A 19,373-nucleotide genomic window follows, 5' to 3' on the forward strand; every position below is an offset into this window, starting at 1 on the left:
TTTTATCGATTTTTTATGCACATTTTATTTATGTCGTCCGGCCATTTGGCGATAAACATCGATGAATATCCGGCAATAAAGCCATAAATGCAGAATAAACGACGGTTAACCGCAAATAAGAGAAACTGATTGCTGCCGTTGGCAGCAATGGCATTAATGAAGGAACGATGTGGTTACCCTGCCAGCAGAGGTATCTTCTTCATCACCGATAAACAGCAGATTATTGGCCCCGGCTTCTAAAATCACCATCGAAATTTGCTCTTCGGACTGCTGCATAAAATGCCTGAACTGTTCCAGCGTCATCCCCGCGGCCACGCTGAACGACTGGCAAACAATCAGCTTCGGCAGATTATCATCCTGAACGTCAATAAAGGCTTTTACCGTCAGGGAGCTGGCGTTGATCTGGCTCAGGTCGCCGACCAGCGGGATCAGCGCGCTGGGCTTCACCTCCGCCAGCGCGGAGAACAGCACCACGTTGTCCACCAGATCGACTTTCGCATCAAATACCCCGTCAAAATTCTGCATATGGGGTAAATGCAGCGCCTGACAGGAGTCGCATTCAAAAAACACGATGTTCAATTGATCCAGCCACCGCCGTAGCATAGTCAAATCCGGGACGATGAGTGAATCCATCATTTTGCCTCATACCGACTGTTGTTAAAAAAGGGGTCCATAGCTTACGGAATATTGCGTTCCGATACCATGATAAATCACAAACGACCGATTGTGCATTTTATGTTATAGCGGGCCGTAGCCGCCCGCCGGCTTTGTTCAGCCTCAGCCAATGCCGGTTGTCAGCTGGAATAGTTATCGGCGTATTGACAGCAGAAACAGAATAATGGTTGTATTATACAACTATCAATTTATTGCCGAAGATGACTCATGCCGAACCGCTCATTAATTGAAGAAATCCGTTCCGCTTCACGCCTTATGGTGCGTGAACTTGGCTTTATGAACGCCACGCTGGCCGCCACGGACTATTCGCCTTCTGCCGTACACAGCCTGCTGGAAATTGAAAATCAGGGTGCGATGACCGCCGCACAGCTGGTGCAGTGCCTGGGGCTGGAAAAATCCAGCGTCAGCCGGATGCTTTCCAGGTTGCTGGCGGCGGGAGAATTGCTGGAAGTGCAGTCCGGCAATGATGCCCGAGTTAAGCAGTTGAAACTGACCGAAAAAGGTGTTCAGACCGTCAGCCGGATAAATGACTACGGCGCTATGCGGGTGATAAAAGCGCTGGAGAATCTGGACGACGAGCAGCAACAGACTGTCGCGCACGGGCTTACGGCATATGCCCGCGCGCTCGAGCGCTGCCGTAATCTGGAGACTACCACGCCGCAAAAAACGATCGACATTGTCACCGGGTATCTGCCCGGCATGATTGGCAAAATTGCTGAAATGCACGGAACGTATTATGCGAAAAATTACAATTTCGGGCATTTCTTCGAAGGGAAGGTGGCTTGTGGGCTGGCTGAATTCGCCGGACGTTTGCATGAACCCTGTAATCAGATCTGGCTGGCGGTAAACAACGGCAAAATTGTCGGTTCCGTCGCCATAGATGGTCAGGATCTCGGGAATAACGAAGGGCATTTGCGCTGGTTCATTCTAGATGACGGTTGCCGTGGAACCGGAATGGGCAGGAAACTGCTCAGTGAAGCAATGGCGTTTTGTGATAAGCGCGGGTTCGATGCCGTTCAGCTCTGGACCTTTAGTGGTCTGAATGCTGCACGGCGTCTTTATGAATCCTTTGGCTTCGAACTGTTCAAAGAATGGCAGGGTGATCAGTGGGGAATGACAATGACGGAACAACAGTTCACCCGAAACTCTGCCGGCAGCCGTTAATCCGCCGTCGCAGAACCCCGCGCGGTCAGGGTAAACAACGCGATGATCCGCGGCGTGCCATTACTCATCAGCCCGACAATATTCGCGGCAAACAACCAGCCGTAACGCTGCGGATCCACGCCAAAACAGGTGATGTAGACAACGGGTGAAGCGGTAATAAATGCGCAAGTAACGGCCGCTATGCGGAAAACTAACTTTTATGCACCGATAACGCCCGAACGTGCTGCTCGATAAATTCTATCATCATACCGGCGATATCCACCCCGGTGGCGGTTTCGATACCTTCCAGCCCCGGCGAGGCGTTCACCTCCATCACCAGCGGGCCGCGTTCGGCGCGCAGAATATCCACCCCGGCCACGTTCAGCCCCAGCGTTTTAGCCGCTTTAAGCGCGACGGCCCGCTCCCGGGCGGTAATCCGCACCTTTCGCGCCGAACCGCCGCGATGCAGATTGGAACGGAACTCGCCCGGTTTAGCCTGTCGCTCGATGGCCGCCACAACCCGGTCGCCGATGACCAGACAGCGAATATCCCTGCCCTGCGCTTCCCGGACATACTCCTGCACCAGAATATGGGCGTTCAGCCCCCGAAAGGCGTCGATAACGCTTTCGGCGGCCTGCCGGGTTTCAGCCAGCACCACGCCGATCCCCTGCGTCCCTTCCACCAGCTTGACCACCAGCGGCGCGCCGCCGACCATTTCGATCAGGTCGCCGGTATCATCGGGGGAATGGGCAAACCCGGTCACCGGCAAATCGATTCCCGCGCTGGCCAATAACTGCAGCGAATGCAGCTTGTCGCGGGCGCGGATAACCGCCACCGAGTTGTTCAGCGCAAAACCGCCCAGCATTTCAAACTGGCGCAGCACCGCGGTGCCGTAAAAGGTGATCAACGCGCCGATACGCGGGATGACCGCATCATATTTCACCAGCCTGCGGCCGCGGTAATGCACCGAAGGCGCCGCCGAATTGATATTCATGTAACAGGACAAGGGATCGATAATATCAATCTGATGCCGGCGCTGCTGCGCGGCCTCACGCAGACGCCGGCAGGAATATAACGAACCGTCGCGAGATAGAATCGCTATCTTCATAAATGTCCTAACGCAGCGCCCATCCTTGCTGGTGCAAGTAATCCAGTATAAACGGACGCAGCTCTTTTTTCAGCGTGCGCGCCACATGCTCGCTCCAGCTATCGCGGCGACGGCCGGTGCGTTGCAGATAATATTCCGCCAGTTGTCGATCGTATTGCGCCAGTTTATCGCCATCGAGCGGCTGATACGCATTCTCGTGGAGCAGAATTTCGGGCGGCAGGCGGGGTTTTAGCTGCGGATCGGCGTCCGGGTATCCCAGACATAGCCCGAAAAGCGGCAATACCTGGCGCGGCAGTTTCAGCAAAGCGGTGACATCCGCGATTTTATTGCGGATCCCGCCTATATACACGCCGCCCAGCCCTAATGACTCCGCGGCGACCAGCGCATTTTGCGCCATAAGCGCGGTATCAACGCAGCCTATCAGCAACTGTTCCGCCAGACCGGTTTCAGCCTGCGGAAATATTTGCAGGTGGCGCTGAAAATCGGCGCAGAACACCCAGAATTCGGCCGCCTGGGCGACATACGCCTGGTCGCCGCTGTAATGCGCCAGCGTCTCTCGAATCGCCGGGTCGGTAATGCGGATAATGGAACTGCACTGCAGAAAACTGGAGCTTGAGGCGCTCTGCGCGGCGGCGATAATCGCGCTGCGCTGTTCATCCGTCACCGGCTGTGAAGTAAACGCGCGGATGGAGCGATGGCGTCGTAACAAGTCAATGGTGGGCGTCACGCGGTATCCCTCTGGTATAGAAAAAATAGCGATGAATGTGCCTTTATCATGCGTATCGCACAGCGGTTGATTATATGCCAGCCGCCCCGTCAGACCAATGCCCCTTTACATCCCGCCGCATACCATAGGCGGGGCGAATCGTTGTAACAGGTAATTACCGCTTTTTTTCATGAGGTAATGCGAGCATAGTAACCGTCTATGACTTCAGGCATCATACCCAGCGTTTAGAAAAATACCGTTTCCCAAATGTTACCCAAGGAGTTTACATGCTGGCTGTTATTTTCGGGCGTCCTGGCTGCCCTTACTGCGTGCGCGCAAAAGCGTTGGCGGAAAAACTGGCGCAGCAGCGCGATGACTTCACATTCCGCTATGTGGATATCCGGGCCGAGGGCATCACTAAAGAAGATTTATCCAAAACGGTGGGTAAACCCGTCGAAACCGTGCCGCAGATTTTCCTGGATGAAAAGCATATCGGCGGCTGCACCGATTTTGAAGCTTACGCCAAACAACACCTGAGTTTGTTCCAGTCATAACCGATGCAACGATAAGAAAAAGGCGCATCCCGCGTCTTTTTTTATCGTTAATCCACAAGGAAAACCGCCGCTCAGCGAAAGTAGCGCCGGTAGAGCGCATGCAGAAAGATAAAACCCAAGGCCCCCAGCACGCTCCAGAAAACGGCGCTCAGCACATAGGCCAGTTCCTGCCAGAATGAGTGATGCGAGGTACGCCAAAAGTGCAGCACCAGCAGGCACACCGGCATTGCCAGCAATGAACCGATCAGCGGATAAAGCAGCCGCCCGCGCGCGGACAGGAAACTGGCCACCACGCCGGGCAATAAAAAAAGCAGCATTCCAGGATCGCCATGCAGCCCATCCGCGTCGGACACATTCATTTTCTGGCTTAAAAACACCACGGTAAACAATAAAAAACAGCAGGTCGCGCCAACCCAACCTTTATCGCTTGCCATACGCCTCCTCTCTATATGCCCTTCCACGCCATACTTTTCCGAGTCCTTGACCGGCACGGCAAATATGCGTAGCTGAATATCCCCGATATGACACAAAGTGAGGTACCACCACGTGTTATTGGTTGTACGACCGATAAGCCGAAAATAACCACGACACAATAATTACACTGAACAATTGGCACCGAATAATTTATACTGTCCGCAACTGATTCCTTTCAGCTGACGGCTATTTATGATGTCAATGGAATCTCTGTACTTAATGGCTAAATTTAGTCTTTATAGCTATTTATATCAAGAACTTACTGGTAAACAACAAGTTACATCCCATGAATATAAACGTCGCTGATTTGTTAAACGGGAATTACATTCTGCTGTTATTCGTGGTTCTTTCTTTAGGGCTCTGTCTGGGAAAATTACGTCTGGGACCGGTACAACTCGGTAATTCTATTGGTGTTTTAGTTGTATCGTTATTACTCGGGCAGCAACACTTTTCGATTAATACCGAAGCGCTCAGCCTGGGCTTTATGCTATTTATTTTCTGTGTCGGCGTTGAAGCCGGGCCTAATTTCTTTTCCATTTTTTTCCGCGACGGCAAAAACTATTTAATGCTGGCGCTGGTCATGGTCGGCAGCGCGCTGCTTCTGGCGTTGGGATTAGGGAAGCTCTTCGGCTGGGGCATCGGGCTGACCGCCGGCATGCTCGCCGGCTCCATGACCTCGACGCCCGTGCTGGTGGGCGCCGGCGATACCTTACGCAACCTGTCCAGCATCGGCCCACGGCTCGGCATCGAACAGGACAACCTCAGCCTGGGCTACGCGCTCACCTATCTGGTTGGTTTGGTCAGCCTGATTTTCGGCGCCCGCTATCTGCCCAAATTACAGCATCAGGACTTACCTACCAGCGCCCAGCAAATCGCCCGTGAGCGCGGGCTGGACACCGACAGCCAGCGAAAGGTCTATCTGCCGGTCATCCGCGCCTATCGCGTCGGGCCGGAACTGGTCGCCTGGGCCGACGGCAAGAATCTGCGCGAACTGGGCATTTACCGCCAGACGGGCTGCTACATCGAGCGCATCCGCCGCAACGGCATTCTGGCCAATCCCGATGGCGACGCCGTGCTGCAAATCGGCGATGAGATTTCCCTGGTCGGCTACCCGGACGCTCACGCCCGCCTCAACCCCAACTTTCGCGACGGCAAGGAAGTTTTCGATCGCGATCTGCTGGATATGCGCATCGTCACCGAAGAGATTGTGGTGAAAAACCACAATGCGGTCGGTAAACGCCTCAGTCAGTTAAAACTGACCGACCACGGCTGTTTTCTTAACCGCATCATTCGCAGCCAGATTGAAATGCCGATTGATGACGGCGTGGTGCTGAATAAAGGCGACGTGTTGCAGGTGAGCGGCGATGCCCGGCGGGTAAAAAGCATCGCCGACAGAATCGGGTTTATTTCCATTCACAGCCAGGTAACCGACCTGCTGGCTTTCTGCGCTTTCTTTATCATCGGCATCATGGTCGGGCTGATCACCTTCCAGTTCAGTAATTTTACCTTCGGCGTGGGCAATGCCGCAGGCCTGCTGTTCGCCGGCATCATGCTGGGTTTTCTGCGCGCCAACCACCCGACTTTCGGCTATATACCGCAAGGGGCGCTGAATATGGTGAAAGAGTTCGGCCTGATGGTATTTATGGCCGGCGTCGGACTAAGCGCCGGCAGCAGCATCGGCCGCAGTTTTGGCGAGATAGGGGTGCAGATGCTGATATCGGGATTAATCGTCAGCCTGGTGCCGGTGGTTATCTGTTTTCTGTTCGGCGCCTACGTGCTGCGCATGAACCGCGCGCTGCTGTTTGGCGCCATGATGGGCGCTCGAACCTGCGCCCCGGCCATGGAGATTATCAGCGATACCGCCCGCAGTAACATTCCGGCGCTGGGGTATGCGGGAACCTACGCTATCGCCAACGTATTGCTGACCCTGGCGGGGTCGCTGATTGTTATTATCTGGCCTGAATTACCCGGTTGATAAAAAATGCAAAAAACCGTGAATATTTCTTACACAAGACAGAACTTTTCCTGAACGGTGAAGTCTGAATCAGTGCCACTGCTTTTCTTTGATATCCCCATATTGAGGAGCCCATCTTTCCCGCCATTAAGGTTCAAGATTGATGGGCCTTTTCTTTTTCAGGCCACGCCCGTTTCCACATGAAAACGCCGGGTTTCTCCCGCGTTCAGTTCAATCAAAGACCCCGCGCGACGAGCGGCATTGCGTCCTTCGGGCCGACAGGTGGCCGGCAGAACAAAGGCCGCCACTTTCTGATCGCCGTTGTGCAGAATCCAGCGCGTCGCGTAATTTAGCTGCGCAGTGGAAAAGCGGGTGACGAAGCGATGCCCCTGCGGCGCATGCATGCTGAACTCCACCTGCTGCGCGTACTGCGACAGGTTGTCGGCAAAAAAGACGATTTCGGGATCGTAAAACGCCGGTTCGTCCAGCGCCGCGAAACGCTCGGGCGCCTGCGCCAGCTTTTCCGTATACTCCAGCCATTGCGGCGTCGGATGTACGTGGCCCGGGATGGAGCGGCGCAGGGCAAAAGCGCGATCGGGGATAGTCTGGCTGAACGTCGCCCCGGCCACGTAGGCATAATTCATGTGGCACATATACTGCAACGGCATCGGCACGCTGGCCAGGTTGGTCACCGCCATATCGATGCCCAGCAGCGCGCCGCCGGCGGTCAGGGTTACCGCCGGTTCCGCCCGGTAATGATGGCCGAACCCTTTCACATATTCACAGTCGCCGGTCAGCATCAGCGTATCGCCGCCTACGACCAAGCGGGCGCTATCCATTGCCGCGCAGGCCATCTCCCCATGCAGCGGGTGCAGATCGTCTTCGGCCGGACAGCCATTGCTCAGCAAACCGGAATGAAAGGCAAAACAGCCGTAGGTATCGATAATGCTGCTGCCCGGCTTGGGTTCCGTAAACGGATTGCTCATCGTCAGCCGATGACCGTCAAACTCGGCGTCCCAAATCATCTGACCATAGAAAGGCAGCACCACAACGTACCCGCGCGTATTCTGTAGCTTTATCGCCGCAATCCCTGAGTCATAGCGAAAGGTGGTCGCGGAAAAATCCGCGTTTTCCAACAGCGTCCGGGGCCGTTCGGTAAACATCGCGGGTGATAAATGAATGGTTGTACTCATGGTCTCCTCCTCTATTCAAGCCTGATGTTTGGCAATAGTCCGACCGGCGGCAAGACGCTGTTTGTTGCGCATTTCCCCCCAGAAGTAGAAACCGACATAGGCGAAACACAGCAGGGATACGCCGAACGCTTTCTGCATCGAGCCAAGGTGATCGGACACATAACCCTGTATTGCCGGGACCACGGCGGCGCCGACGATGGACATTACAATGATCGCGCCCGCCACCTCGGTGTATTTCTTGTCCACGGTATCCAGCGTGCCGGCATAAATCGTCGCCCAGCACGGCCCGAACAGCACGCTGACGAACACCGCGGCATAGACGGCGGTAAAGCTCGGCACCATAACCACATAGGCCAGCGTGGCCACGCCCAGCACCGAGTAAGCAATCAGCACTTTTTCGGCGCTGAAGCGCGTCATCAGGAAATTCGCCACAAACTTACCGATAAAGAAGCAGATAAAGCTATAAATCATAAAGTTGGATGCGTCGCGTTCATTAGCGGCGCCCAGGGTCAACGCCAGACGAATGGTAAATGACCATACCGCGACCTGCATACCGACGTACAGGAACTGCGCCACGATGCCGCGTTTGAAGTGGCTATTGCCCGCCAGATAACGCAGGGTCTCCCCCAGCGACGGCAATGACTGCTTACTCCGACTCTGTCCGTCAGCCTGCGCTTTGCAGGTGGGGTAGCGGGTCAGCAGGAACAGGAACATCACTACCAGCAACACGAAAATCAGATACTTATAAGGCTCCAGCGTGTGCTCCAACATTTGCAGGCGGAACGCATGGATCTGATCCGGCGTCATGGCCGCCATCTGGCTTTCCAGACTGTCGCCCTCCTGGAACACCAGATATTTGCCCAGCACGATGCCCATTAACGCGCCCACCGGATAAAAGGTCTGGCTGACGTTCAGACGCAGCGTGGCATAATCACGATGGCCGATCATCGAGCTGTAGGTATTCGCCGCCGTTTCCAGAAAACTCAGGCCGATGGCGATGGCAAAAATAGCCGCCAGGAACATGGTATAGGTTGCCATATGCGACGCCGGATAAAACAGGCTGCACCCGACGATATATAGCGTCAGGCCAATCAAGATGGCGATTTTGTAGCTGCTTTTGCGGATCACCACCGACGCCGGGATGGCAATCAGAAAATAACCGCCATAAAAGGCGCTTTGCACCAGCGCGCTGGCGAAATCGCTCAGTTCAAACACGCTTTTAAACTGCGTAATCAAAATATCGTTCAGACTGGCGGCGCAGCCCCATAGCGGGAACAGACACGACAGCAAAATAAACTGAAACAGCGGCGTCTTGTTCAGATAGCCATCTGGCATTTGGATAATGTCCTGGCGCATAATTTTTCCCCGGTTAGTTGGCGAGAGCATGACTGGCAAGAAAATTGCGGAATTGCGCCGCGTCAGGATAAGCACGCTGGGTGCCTTTCCCGGTAACGCTGTAGGCGGCAAACGCAGAGGCGTATTCCATCGCCTGTTCTATATCCCCATCTTTTACCAAGTAGTGCGCAAAGCAGCCGATGAAAGCATCGCCGGCGCCGCTGGTATCAATGGCATGAACGCTGACCGGCTTGACGTGACGCACCTGCTCGCCCGCCATCCACACCGAACCGCGATGCCCCATGGTGATAATCAGGTTCTTCAGCCCCTTGGCCAGCAGCGAACGCCCTGCCCGCAGAATATTCTCTTCGCTATCGACCGGCATGCCGGTCAGGATCTCCAGCTCGGTTTCGTTCGGCATAAAGAAATCGCACTGGCAGGCATAGCCGATATCCAGTTCGCGGGAGGCCGGAGCCGGATTGAGAATGACCGGAATCTGGTGCCGACGGGCAAAGTCGATGGCGTAATAAACGCTTTCCAGCGGGATCTCCAACTGGAGAATGATCAATTTGCAGCGCATAAGCGACTGCGCGGCCGCATCAATATCCCGGGCGGAGAGATGCGCGTTCGCGCCCTTGATAATCAAAATCCGGTTGTGCGACGACTTATCGACAAAGATCGGCGCCACGCCGCTTGATGTCCCGCTCACCGCCGTGACATAGCGGGTTTCCACCCCGAAATGGCGCAGGTTTTTTACCGTGTTGTCGGCGAAGAGATCGTCCCCGACCCGGCTGACCATCATCACCGACGCGCCCAGCTTGGCGGCGGCGACCGCCTGATTAGCCCCCTTCCCGCCGCAGCCGATCTCGAAATCGGGAGCTTCCAGCGTTTCGCCTGTTTTAGGCATGTCGTTAATGTAGGTGATGAGATCCACCATATTTGAACCAATGACGGCAATATCCATAACATTTTTCCCCTGGTATTTTTTTACTTATTAAATGTGAGTGATATGACAATAACAATCCATTTTTGTTATTAATGTGACAATAATCGCAGGTTATAGCGGGTTATTTGGGTGAAAAGAAACAATTAAGATTGATAACAGCCCATGAATGTTATAATTATAACAAAGCACTTTATTGAACAGTCAAAGGAGTCAGACATGACCACTGAAAACCGCGATTACGCACGCTATATCGACCACACCCTGCTGGCCGCCGACGCCACCGAACAACAGATCATCAGGCTGTGCGATGAGGCGAAAGCGCATCGCTTCTACGCGGTTTGCGTTAACTCAGGCTACGTCCCGTTGGCCGCCAGACAGCTGCAGGGCTCTTCCGTCCAGGTGTGTTCGGTGATTGGTTTCCCGCTGGGCGCGGGCCTGACGTCGTCCAAGGTCTTTGAAGCCCGGGCCGCCATTGACGCCGGCGCCAGGGAAATCGATATGGTGATCAACGTCGGCTGGCTGAAAAGCGGCGATATCAGCGCCGTTAAAGCCGATATTCAGGCCGTGCGCGAGGTTTGCGCCGCCATACCGTTGAAGGTAATATTGGAAACCTGTCTGCTTGACGATGAACAAATCGTGCTGATTTGTGAAATATGCCGTGAACTGAATGTGGCTTTCGTTAAGACATCCACCGGATTCAGCACCGACGGCGCCCGCGAAGAACAGGTGAAACTGATGCGTAAAACGGTCGGCCCGGAGATAGGCGTTAAAGCATCCGGCGCGGTACGCGATCGTCAAACGGCGGAAATCATGATCCGCGCGGGGGCGACCCGCATCGGCACCAGTTCCGGGGTGGCTATCGTTTCCGGCGAGTCGGTCGCGGCAGGAAGCTACTAAACGTTCGCCCGTGCCAACGGGCGCATCACAGGGAATCATATGGAAACGCGGCGCGAAGAACGGATTAACAAACTTGCCCAGGCTTTGAAAAAAGCGGACAAACTTCATCTTAAAGACGCCGCCCGGCTATTGGGCGTTTCCGAGATGACCGTTCGCCGCGATCTGAGCGCCGAGCCGGCGGCGGTGGTGTTGCTTGGCGGCTATGTGGTCAGTGATTTGAAAAGCGGCAATGTCACCAGTTACTTCGTCTCCGACCAGCAGAGCAAGCACGTGGCGGAAAAGCAGGCGGCGGGGGAAATCGCCGCCCGGTTGATTGAGGCGAACGACACGGTTTTTTTCGATTGCGGCACCACCACGCCCTTTGTCATTGAAGCCATTCCCGATGAACTGCCTTTTACCGCTATTTGCTATTCGCTCAACACCTTTCTGGCATTACAGGAAAAAGCCGCCTGCAAGGTGATTCTGTGCGGCGGGCAATTTCACCCGGACAACGCCATTTTCACCCCGCTCGGCCAGCGCAACGAGCTGGATAATATCTGCCCGAACAAGGCTTTCATCTCCGCGGCGGGCATCGACCTTAGCGCCGGCGCCACCTGCTTCAACTTTGCTGAATTGAATATGAAACACCGGGCGCTGGCCATGTCGCAACGGGCCATTCTGGTTAGCGACGATAGCAAATTCGGCCAGATTAAACCGGCGTGTATCGGCCCGCTTACCCTGTTCGATACCCTGATAACCAACCGTGAGCCGACCGCCGACTATATTCGCTACTGCAACAGCAACGGCATTGTGTTACTGAGCCAACCGTTAACCGAATAGCCCGCCAAACCACTGCTGAAGTTTTATCATCACCGAATCCCACAGGCGGCTGAAAATCCCGGCCTCGGGAATATCGTCCAGCGCCACCAGCTGCCGCTGCCCGATGCTTTTACCCTCCAGCTGAAAATCGATGGTGCCCACCACCTGATTTTTCGCCAACGGCGCGGACAGCTGCGGCTGAAGCAGCGTAAAGCTGGCCTTGAGATTTTTCATCTGCCCTTTGGGGATGGTCAGCGCGGCATCTTGCGCCACGCCGAGCCGGGCCTCTTTCTGGGTGCCGAACCACACCCGCTGCGTGGTAAACGGCGCCCCCGCCTTGACCGGCGTGACCGTTTCAAAGAAGCGGAATCCCCAGGTCAGCAGTTTTTCACTTTCGCGGAAGCGCGTCGCATCCGTCGGCGCCCCCAGCACCACCGAGATCAGGCGCATATTCCCTTCGGTGGCCGACGCCACCAGGTTATGCCCGGCGCCGCTGGTATGACCGGTTTTAATCCCGTCCACGTTCAGATTGCTGCTCCACAGCAGGCGGTTACGATTGGGCTGACGGATATTATTAAAGGTGAACTCTTTTTCTTTATGCAGCGCATATTCATCCGGCACGTCGCGAATCAACGCCTGCCCCAACAGCGCCATATCGCGCGCGGTGCTGTACTGGCCCGGCGCATCCAGCCCATGAACGGTGAGAAAATGGGTATTGGTCAACCCCAGCGCTTTAACATAATTGTTCATCAGGCTGACGAACGCATCCTGACTGCCGGCAACGTAGTCTGCCAGCGCAATGCTGGCGTCATTGCCCGATTGAATAACGATACCCTTGTTCAGTTCCGAAACCGGAATGCGATCGCCAGGTTTAAGGAACATCAGCGATGAACCGCGCAATACCGGATTACCCGTCGCCCAGGCGTCCTTCCCCACGGTAACTTCATCCGTGGGGCGAATTTTCCCGGCTTTTATCGCCTGCCCGGTAACGTAACTGGCCATGATTTTCGTCAGGCTCGCCGGATCGAGACGTTCATCCGCGTTAGCTTCGGCCAGCACTTTGCCGCTGTGATAATCCATCAGAATAAAGGCTTTGGCATCAATTTGAGGAACCGCGGGAAGCTGTTCGGCAGAGGCGGAAGCGATCAGCCCCGTTAGTAATACCGTTCCCGTGGTGAAAGATTTTAGCCTGCAAAGGAAAGTCGTTTTCTTCATGAGATCGCCGCGATATCCATAAGTCGTTAGAAATACTTAATTTTCAATATGTTTTGAAAAGTTTAGCAACATCCAAAGGTAACGCTTCATTTCCATCAAGGAAACCATTCAGTCTGTAAAGATAATCAAAGAAATGAAAAAGTCTAAAAAACAGCGGTATGCGGGGAAAAAATCAGACGACCGCCCATGGCGTTCGTTACGCCGCAGCGGCAGGGGCCGCGCGGCACCGCTGAGGATGCCGCGCGTTAAGCGGTCGATAACGCCGCGGGAAAAGCGATCAGCGCCGTTCGCGCTTATCCGCCTGCCTTGATAGCCAGTCGCCCAGCATTTGCACAATCTGCACCAGAATGACCAGCGCGATAACCGTCACAATCATCACGCCGGTTTCATAGCGGTAATAGCCGAAACGAATGGCCAGATCGCCCACGCCGCCGCCGCCGACAATCCCCGCCATGGCCGAATAGCCGATCAGGCTTACCAGCGTAATGGTCAGTCCGCGCAATAAACCGGCTTTCGCCTCCGGCAGCAATACGGTACAGATGATGCGCATCGGGCTGGCGCCGAAAGCCTCCCCCGCCTCAACAATGCCGGGATCCACGTCGCGCAGCGCGCTGTCCACCAGACGGGCATAGAAAGCGATCGCCGCGACCGACATCGGCACCGACGCCGCCACCGGGCCAATGGTGTTGCCCAGCAGAATCTGCGTCAGCGGCAACAACAGCACCAGCAAAATGACAAACGGAATGGAGCGGATGATATTTACCAGCACCGTGCTGCACAGATACACCGCGCGGTTTTCCCAGAATAGGTGACGGTCGGTGACATAGATAATAAAACCCAGAGGCAAGCCGCCGACAAGCGCGAACAGCGTCGAGATCCCCACCATCTGGAATGTCTCGCCGAATGCCGCGACCAGGTCGATCCATAAATCAGCCATGCAACACCTCCACCTGGGCGGTTCTCGCCCGAATATGCTCCACGGCCGCCACGACGTTCGACGCCTCGGAAGGGTGCGTCAGCAAGGCGACCAGGATTCCCAATGCGCGGTTGCCGATATACTCGATTTTGCCGTGCAGTATATTGACGGACACGCCAAAGCGGGTCGCTACGTCGGACAGCACCGGTTGTTCCGCCGAATCGCCAACGAACAGAATTTTCAGCAGGGTGCCCTGCAAATCCTCCAGCAGGCGGGGAGGAAGCTCAAGATTCAACGTATGAGCCACCAGCTGCCGGGTAAACGGATGCTGCGGCGCGGCGAAAATATCAAACACGTCGCCCTCTTCCACCACTTTACCGCCGGTCATTACCGCGACCCGGTCACAGATGGACTTGATTACGCTCATTTCATGAGAAATCAAGACGATAGTGATACCCAGCTTTTTATTGATCTCTTTGAGCAACACTAAAATCGCCGCGGACGTTTCCAAATCAAGCGCCGAGGTGGGCTCGTCGCACAGCAGCACTTCAGGATGATTGGCAATCGCCCTGGCGATGCCCACCCGTTGTTTCTGCCCGCCGCTGAGTTGGGAAGGAAAAGCCGCGGACTTATCGGCCAGCCCCACCAGATTGAGAATTTCCGGCACCCGCTGAGCAATTTCCTCGCTGGATTTTCCCGCCGCCTTGAGGCTAAACGCGACGTTTTCCGCCACGGTGCGCGTTTGCATTAAATTAAAATGCTGGAAGATCATGCCCATTTTCTGCCGCTGCGCACGCAGCGCTTTGCCTTGCAGATCGCTGACCTTCACCCCATGCACCTGGACAACCCCGGCCGTGGGGCGTTGCAATAAATTGATGGTGCGCAACAGCGTGCTTTTCCCGGCGCCGCTGGTTCCCACAATGCCGTAAACCTCTCCCGGCCGGATATGTAAAGTCACATTATCCACGGCTCGATTCCCTCGCTGTTTCCCCTGAGGAAAATCAACGCTAACACCCTCTAACTGAATCATTATCCGCAAACTCCTGGCACAAGCGGAAAAGAAAAAAGCCGGTCATAGACCGGCCAGAAGAATACAGCATGTTAATCTCTGACCAGTACCGACTCGCGAATTACTGTGCTGGCGCCGGCGTTTTCGCCTGCATCCATTCTGGTTTCTGGAACTGACTGAACATGGAGCCCGGCTGATCAATCACCGCCGCATAGGCGGGCGACTCGACGATAGCCTTGGTATCTTTGACGAACGGCTTATCCAGATCGGCGGTGCGCACCGCAATCACGTTCTTCAGATTTTCATCCAGCGTTTCCAGTTTGATGGCGGAAGAGAGTTTCAATCCCGCGGCAAAGGCGAAATTACCGTTAACCAGCGAAGCGGTCACGCTATCCAGCGTGCGCGGCAGCTGGGCGGCTTCCAGCGGCTTGAAGACCAACCCGCGCGGATTTTCAACAATGTCTTTTTCCGACGCTTTGGTCGCATCAATATCGGGCTTGATGGTAATCAACCCCAGCGATTGCAGAAAACGCAGGCCGCGCGCCAGATTCGTGGCGTCGTTGGATAAGGTGACGACATCGCCTTTCTTCAGTTCATCCAGCGATGTAATCTTATTGGAGTAAAACCCCATGCTGGCCGTTGGCACGGTGATCAATTTGGTGATTTTCAGATTTTTATCGGCGGCGAACTTTTCCAGATACAGCGTATGCTGGAACAGGTTGGCGTCGATGCTGCCGTTGGCCAGCGCCAGGTTCGGCTGAACATAATCGCTGAACTCACGCACCACCACCTTGTAGCCTTTCTTCGTCAACTCGGGTTTAATCGCCTGATTGACCATATCGCCATAAGGCCCCGGAGCCACGCCAAAAACGATAGTTTGCGGATCGCTGTCGGCGCTGGCCTGTTGAACGCCGGCTGCCAACAGCGCAATACATAACGTGGCGCGCAGAGAATGGGTAAATTTCATTGAATAGCTTTCCTGTCTGTATGTAACTACCTGTCATTATTAAGAATGACAAGTTAAATCATAAAGACTAAAAAGGTATATCATTATTTCTCATCTTTCCTTCTCTTGGCGGTTCGCCCGACCCGCGGCGGCCTAAATTTTCTTCTTTCACAGTGAGATCCGGGATGCTGACAATTTGGGGACGTGAAAATTCAACCAACGTCAAAAAAGTGCGCTGGTGCGCGGCGGAATTGGCGCTATCTTATCAATATATTCCGGCCGGCGGACAGTTTGGCCGCAATCAGGATGCGGACTATCTGGCGCTGAACCCTAACGGGCTGATCCCCTGTTTGCAGGACGACGATCTGGTGCTGTGGGAATCCAACACCATCGTGCGTTATCTGGCGGCGCAATACGGGCAGGGTTCGCTGTATCTCGCGGACGCCGGCGCGCGGGCGGGCGCGGAGAAATGGATGGACTGGACCACTACCCTGGCGGTCTCATTTGGCGCCGTGTTTATCAACCTGGTACGCGTGGCGCCGGAAAAGCGCGATATGGCGCTGGTGCAGAAAAGCATGGCGGAATGCGAACGCTTATTGGGCATCGCCGACGGCGCGCTGGCACGGCAGCGGTGGCTGTCCGGCGATAAATTCGGCATAGGCGACATCCCGCTGGGCTGCATCGCCTATGCCTGGTTTTCTATGGACATCGAACGCCGGCCGCGCCCGAATCTGCAACGCTGGTATCGGCAACTGACCGAACGCCCCGCCTATCAGCAAACGGTGATGCTGCCGTTGACCTAGGTTGAATGGCGCGGGGTCGCGTAATACGCCGACGATTGCCGCTACTCCGGCCCCACCCTCAGCAACTTGCCGTTATCATGATCGGTCAGCAGATAAATATAGCCGTCCGGCCCCTGCCGGACTTCGCGAATGCGTTCGTCCCGGTCATCCAATAAGCGCTCTTCCGCCACCACCTTGTCGCCCTCCAGCGTTAAGCGAATAAGGTTTTCCTCCGCCAGCGCGCCGATAAACAGCGAATTTTTCCACTGCGGGAAACGATCGCTGTTATAGAACGCCATCCCGCTGACGCCGGGAGATTTCTTCCAGTAAAAATCCGGGTTCTCCATACCGGGCACCTGCTCGCCCAGGGATTCGGGGATCTTCAGCCCGGAATAGTTGATGCCGTAAGTCGCCAACGGCCAGCCGTAATTTTTACCGGCCTGGGGAATGTTGATTTCATCGCCCCCTTTCGGACCGTGCTCATTTTCCCATAACGCCCCGCTCCAGGGATTGATCGCCAGCCCCTGCGGATTGCGATGGCCGTACGACCAAATCTCCGGGCGCGCGTTCGGCCGATCGACCAGCGGATTATCCGCCGGGACCTTGCCGTCGGCGGTCAGGCGAACGATTTTGCCTTGCAGCTTATCCAGATCCTGCGCCGTCGGGCGCTGGTTATTTTCTCCCAGGGAAATAAACAGGTATCCCTGACGGTCAAAAGCCAGTTTGCCGCCGAAATGGTTCCCGGTGGACAGCTTGGGTTCCTGGCGGAAGAAAACGGTAAAATTCTCCAGCCGTTTATAATCCTCCGACAGGCGGCCGTAGCCCACCGCCGTTCCCGCTTTTCCATCGCTGCCCTCTTCGGCAAAACTCAGGTAGAGGCGCCGGCTCTGGGCAAAATCTGGCGACAGCGCCACTTCCAGCAGCCCGCCCTGCGATTTGGCATACACCTGCGGTACGCCGGCGATAGGTTCGGAAAGTCCGCCTGCCGCCTGCCAGCGGCGTAAATTGCCCGCCCGTTCGGTAATCAGAATCCCCTGTTCGTCCGGCAAAAACGCCAACGACCAGGGATGATCGAGTTTATCCTGCAACTCCGTCACCTTGGGCGACGCGGCAAACAGGAAGGAGGAAAACAGCAGCGCCGCCGCCAGAAATAACCAGCGGCTCAACGGCGGTAGGGATAACGACAGAGAGGGGTAAGGCATCGCGCTACGAGGCATGGCGTTGTCTCCATTCAACAAAAGTTCTGTAAATTTAGGCGCCGGGGGATGTTTGTGCAAAAAATCGACGGCAGGTTTACATTTGTTGAAGAAAGGGCATGAATTGGGGATTATAGAATGAACATATATCTCGATGTATACTGATGGCTACGTTGATGGATGAACAGGAACGTTCTCATGTACTTACACAACAAAGATAGAACGGATTTTGACCAAAAATCTCAAGAGCTAAGATTCTTGGTTCAAAACTTATCGTTAAAATATTTTCGAAATCGTTCCGTTGACTTCTATTTTGAGATAGAAGGACTTATTCAGGCAATCGAGCGAGAGATTAATACATATTGTCTATCACATCGTGGCGGTATTGACATATTGCAGAGAGAAATTGATTATTTGAATGAACAAGATTTTCAACTTACCGCAAACATCGCAAAGCTCTATATTATAGTACAGAAAGAGAAGAAAGAGCAGACGCAACAAATTATATTAAAACAAGTTGGCTTTGTTGGCGGTGGTGCACAGTTTTTTGCCGGAGTGGGGCTTTGCGCTGGAACATTAGGTGCAGCCTGTGCCGGTTATGGTGTACCTATGATGGTACATGGCGCTAACAATACTTATGAAAATGGATATTATCTCGTATTGCGAGAGGAAACCAGCGGCACTGTACGTGATGCATATCGATACACGGCGGATAAATTAGGGTTTAATAATAATCAGGCCGATCTCGTTTACGGGGCAATCGACCTAGGCATGACTGGCTATGGCTCATTCAGGAAAATTTTATTACCACGCGAAAAATCCTGGAAACTTTTTCAACAGATAAAGCAGGACTATATTTTGGGTTGGCAGGAAATGAGTGCCGTAGCTATTTCAACGGATGCGGTAAGTAGTGCGGTAACAGCCTATTCGCTATATCAAGTTACTGGAGGAGGAAAATAATGGAACAGGACGTCTTATTTACAACCAAATCATGGGTTCCTGTTTTCGTATACTATGCAATATCAACAGGGATATTCGCATTGCTTTACTATATTAAAACAATCATAGACAAAAAAGGTATACGCCCTCTATTTATTTTTTTTAGACTTTTCGTACCGGTAATAACCGCCATACAATTTTGTATATTTTTTCATGGGACATCCTTTGTCAAAGATATCCTGAGAATAGATTTCAACGTGGATTTATATGATTCCGTTATATGGGGTGCCTTATTTTTCTCCATAATCAATATCCTTGCCATGCCAAGAAATAACTATATCAAATGGGTATGAACCGCTAATAAGACGTTAACCATGCTTCACAGACGCCACCTAAAGCCGTCATTACAGGCGGTTTTCTTTTCATATCTGGCAATGAACAGGCTCGATACCAACATCATCAGCGCGCCGAGTTTTAACCTGTGACTATAAGACACGCCGACTATGGTGTAGAATCCGGCAGTTTTTCTTTTTGAATACATTGTGAGCAAATAACATGCAACAACCCCGTATCGGATTCGTTTCCCT

At 54.1% G+C, this 19,373-nt stretch carries 19 protein-coding genes; 7 read left to right on the plus strand and 12 right to left on the minus strand.

Annotated elements, in window-relative coordinates; translation table 11 throughout:
• Positions 1–153: 153 nt before the first annotated feature.
• Entirely contained in the window at positions 154–633 is a 480-nt protein-coding gene (locus tag DDT56_RS07395; protein ID WP_136165943.1) for a type III secretion system chaperone family protein, read from the minus strand.
• Between the two features lie 249 nt (positions 634–882).
• On the opposite strand from DDT56_RS07395, the gene DDT56_RS07400 reads away from it, so the two are divergent.
• Positions 883–1,839, plus strand: coding sequence for a bifunctional helix-turn-helix transcriptional regulator/GNAT family N-acetyltransferase (locus tag DDT56_RS07400; protein ID WP_136165820.1), 957 nt, complete (start codon positions 883–885; stop codon positions 1,837–1,839).
• Between the two features lie 190 nt (positions 1,840–2,029).
• Here DDT56_RS07400 and rimK read toward each other — a convergent pair whose 3' ends face one another.
• Complete coding sequence (rimK, locus tag DDT56_RS07405; RefSeq protein ID WP_136165821.1) at positions 2,030–2,926, minus strand: 30S ribosomal protein S6--L-glutamate ligase; 897 nt, start codon at positions 2,924–2,926, stop codon at positions 2,030–2,032.
• Between the two features lie 7 nt (positions 2,927–2,933).
• Positions 2,934–3,653, minus strand: a complete 720-nt coding sequence (gene nfsA, locus DDT56_RS07410; protein ID WP_136165822.1) for an oxygen-insensitive NADPH nitroreductase — start codon at positions 3,651–3,653, stop codon at positions 2,934–2,936.
• Positions 3,654–3,919: 266 nt separating this feature from the next.
• On the opposite strand from nfsA, the gene DDT56_RS07415 reads away from it, so the two are divergent.
• Complete coding sequence (locus DDT56_RS07415) at positions 3,920–4,186, plus strand: GrxA family glutaredoxin (protein WP_136165823.1); 267 nt, start codon at positions 3,920–3,922, stop codon at positions 4,184–4,186.
• 71 nt (positions 4,187–4,257) lie between these two features.
• On the opposite strand, the gene DDT56_RS07420 is transcribed toward DDT56_RS07415, so the two are convergent.
• A complete protein-coding gene (locus tag DDT56_RS07420) occupies positions 4,258–4,620 on the minus strand; it encodes an inner membrane protein YbjM (protein ID WP_136165824.1) in 363 nt (120 codons plus the stop codon).
• 326 nt (positions 4,621–4,946) lie between these two features.
• On the opposite strand from DDT56_RS07420, the gene DDT56_RS07425 reads away from it, so the two are divergent.
• A complete protein-coding gene (locus tag DDT56_RS07425) occupies positions 4,947–6,635 on the plus strand; it encodes an aspartate:alanine antiporter (RefSeq protein WP_136165825.1) in 1,689 nt (562 codons plus the stop codon).
• A gap of 158 nt (positions 6,636–6,793) precedes the next feature.
• Here DDT56_RS07425 and DDT56_RS07430 read toward each other — a convergent pair whose 3' ends face one another.
• From DDT56_RS07430 to rbsK, 3 genes are read right to left on the minus strand one after another with little or no spacing between them, the layout of a single operon-like run.
• Positions 6,794–7,807 (minus strand): aldose 1-epimerase family protein, encoded by a 1,014-nt coding sequence (locus tag DDT56_RS07430; protein WP_136165826.1) that lies wholly within the window; start codon positions 7,805–7,807, stop codon positions 6,794–6,796.
• A gap of 15 nt (positions 7,808–7,822) precedes the next feature.
• Positions 7,823–9,163, minus strand: a complete 1,341-nt coding sequence (gene fucP, locus DDT56_RS07435) for an L-fucose:H+ symporter permease (protein ID WP_136165827.1) — start codon at positions 9,161–9,163, stop codon at positions 7,823–7,825.
• A gap of 13 nt (positions 9,164–9,176) precedes the next feature.
• A complete protein-coding gene (gene rbsK / locus DDT56_RS07440) occupies positions 9,177–10,106 on the minus strand; it encodes a ribokinase (RefSeq protein ID WP_136165828.1) in 930 nt (309 codons plus the stop codon).
• A gap of 198 nt (positions 10,107–10,304) precedes the next feature.
• Here rbsK and deoC point away from each other — a divergent pair, with 198 nt between their 5' ends.
• Both deoC and deoR read left to right on the plus strand, forming a co-directional pair.
• Complete coding sequence (gene deoC, locus DDT56_RS07445; protein WP_136165829.1) at positions 10,305–10,985, plus strand: deoxyribose-phosphate aldolase; 681 nt, start codon at positions 10,305–10,307, stop codon at positions 10,983–10,985.
• A gap of 39 nt (positions 10,986–11,024) precedes the next feature.
• Positions 11,025–11,804: a DNA-binding transcriptional repressor DeoR gene (gene deoR, locus DDT56_RS07450; RefSeq protein ID WP_136165830.1), complete on the plus strand. Its 780-nt coding sequence runs from the start codon at positions 11,025–11,027 to the stop codon at positions 11,802–11,804.
• Here deoR and DDT56_RS07455 read toward each other — a convergent pair.
• The 4 genes from DDT56_RS07455 to DDT56_RS07470 form a co-directional block, all read right to left on the minus strand.
• The gene (locus DDT56_RS07455; protein ID WP_136165831.1) at positions 11,793–12,998 is read right to left on the minus strand and encodes a serine hydrolase; all 1,206 of its coding nucleotides are present in this window, start codon (positions 12,996–12,998) and stop codon (positions 11,793–11,795) included. The genes deoR and DDT56_RS07455 overlap by 12 nt on opposite strands.
• A gap of 277 nt (positions 12,999–13,275) precedes the next feature.
• Positions 13,276–13,935 carry a methionine ABC transporter permease gene (locus DDT56_RS07460; protein ID WP_136165832.1) on the minus strand — a complete coding sequence of 220 codons (660 nt, stop codon included), beginning with the start codon at positions 13,933–13,935 and terminating at the stop codon, positions 13,276–13,278.
• Complete coding sequence (locus tag DDT56_RS07465) at positions 13,928–14,944, minus strand: methionine ABC transporter ATP-binding protein (RefSeq protein ID WP_136165833.1); 1,017 nt, start codon at positions 14,942–14,944, stop codon at positions 13,928–13,930. Before DDT56_RS07465 ends, DDT56_RS07460 begins: the two co-directional genes overlap by 8 nt.
• 100 nt (positions 14,945–15,044) lie before the next feature.
• Complete coding sequence (locus DDT56_RS07470; protein WP_136165834.1) at positions 15,045–15,890, minus strand: MetQ/NlpA family ABC transporter substrate-binding protein; 846 nt, start codon at positions 15,888–15,890, stop codon at positions 15,045–15,047.
• A 164-nt stretch (positions 15,891–16,054) separates the two neighbouring features.
• Here DDT56_RS07470 and DDT56_RS07475 point away from each other — a divergent pair, with 164 nt between their 5' ends.
• Positions 16,055–16,672, plus strand: coding sequence for a glutathione S-transferase family protein (locus DDT56_RS07475; protein WP_136165835.1), 618 nt, complete (start codon positions 16,055–16,057; stop codon positions 16,670–16,672).
• A gap of 41 nt (positions 16,673–16,713) precedes the next feature.
• On the opposite strand, the gene DDT56_RS07480 is transcribed toward DDT56_RS07475, so the two are convergent.
• Positions 16,714–17,868 carry a PQQ-dependent sugar dehydrogenase gene (locus DDT56_RS07480; protein WP_417903689.1) on the minus strand — a complete coding sequence of 385 codons (1,155 nt, stop codon included), beginning with the start codon at positions 17,866–17,868 and terminating at the stop codon, positions 16,714–16,716.
• Between the two features lie 177 nt (positions 17,869–18,045).
• On the opposite strand from DDT56_RS07480, the gene DDT56_RS07485 reads away from it, so the two are divergent.
• The gene (locus tag DDT56_RS07485) at positions 18,046–18,807 is read left to right on the plus strand and encodes a DUF4225 domain-containing protein (RefSeq protein WP_136165836.1); all 762 of its coding nucleotides are present in this window, start codon (positions 18,046–18,048) and stop codon (positions 18,805–18,807) included.
• The last annotated feature ends 566 nt before the right edge of the window (positions 18,808–19,373 follow it).

The organism is Brenneria corticis (assembly GCF_003115855.1).
GTDB lineage: Bacteria > Pseudomonadota > Gammaproteobacteria > Enterobacterales > Enterobacteriaceae > Brenneria > Brenneria corticis.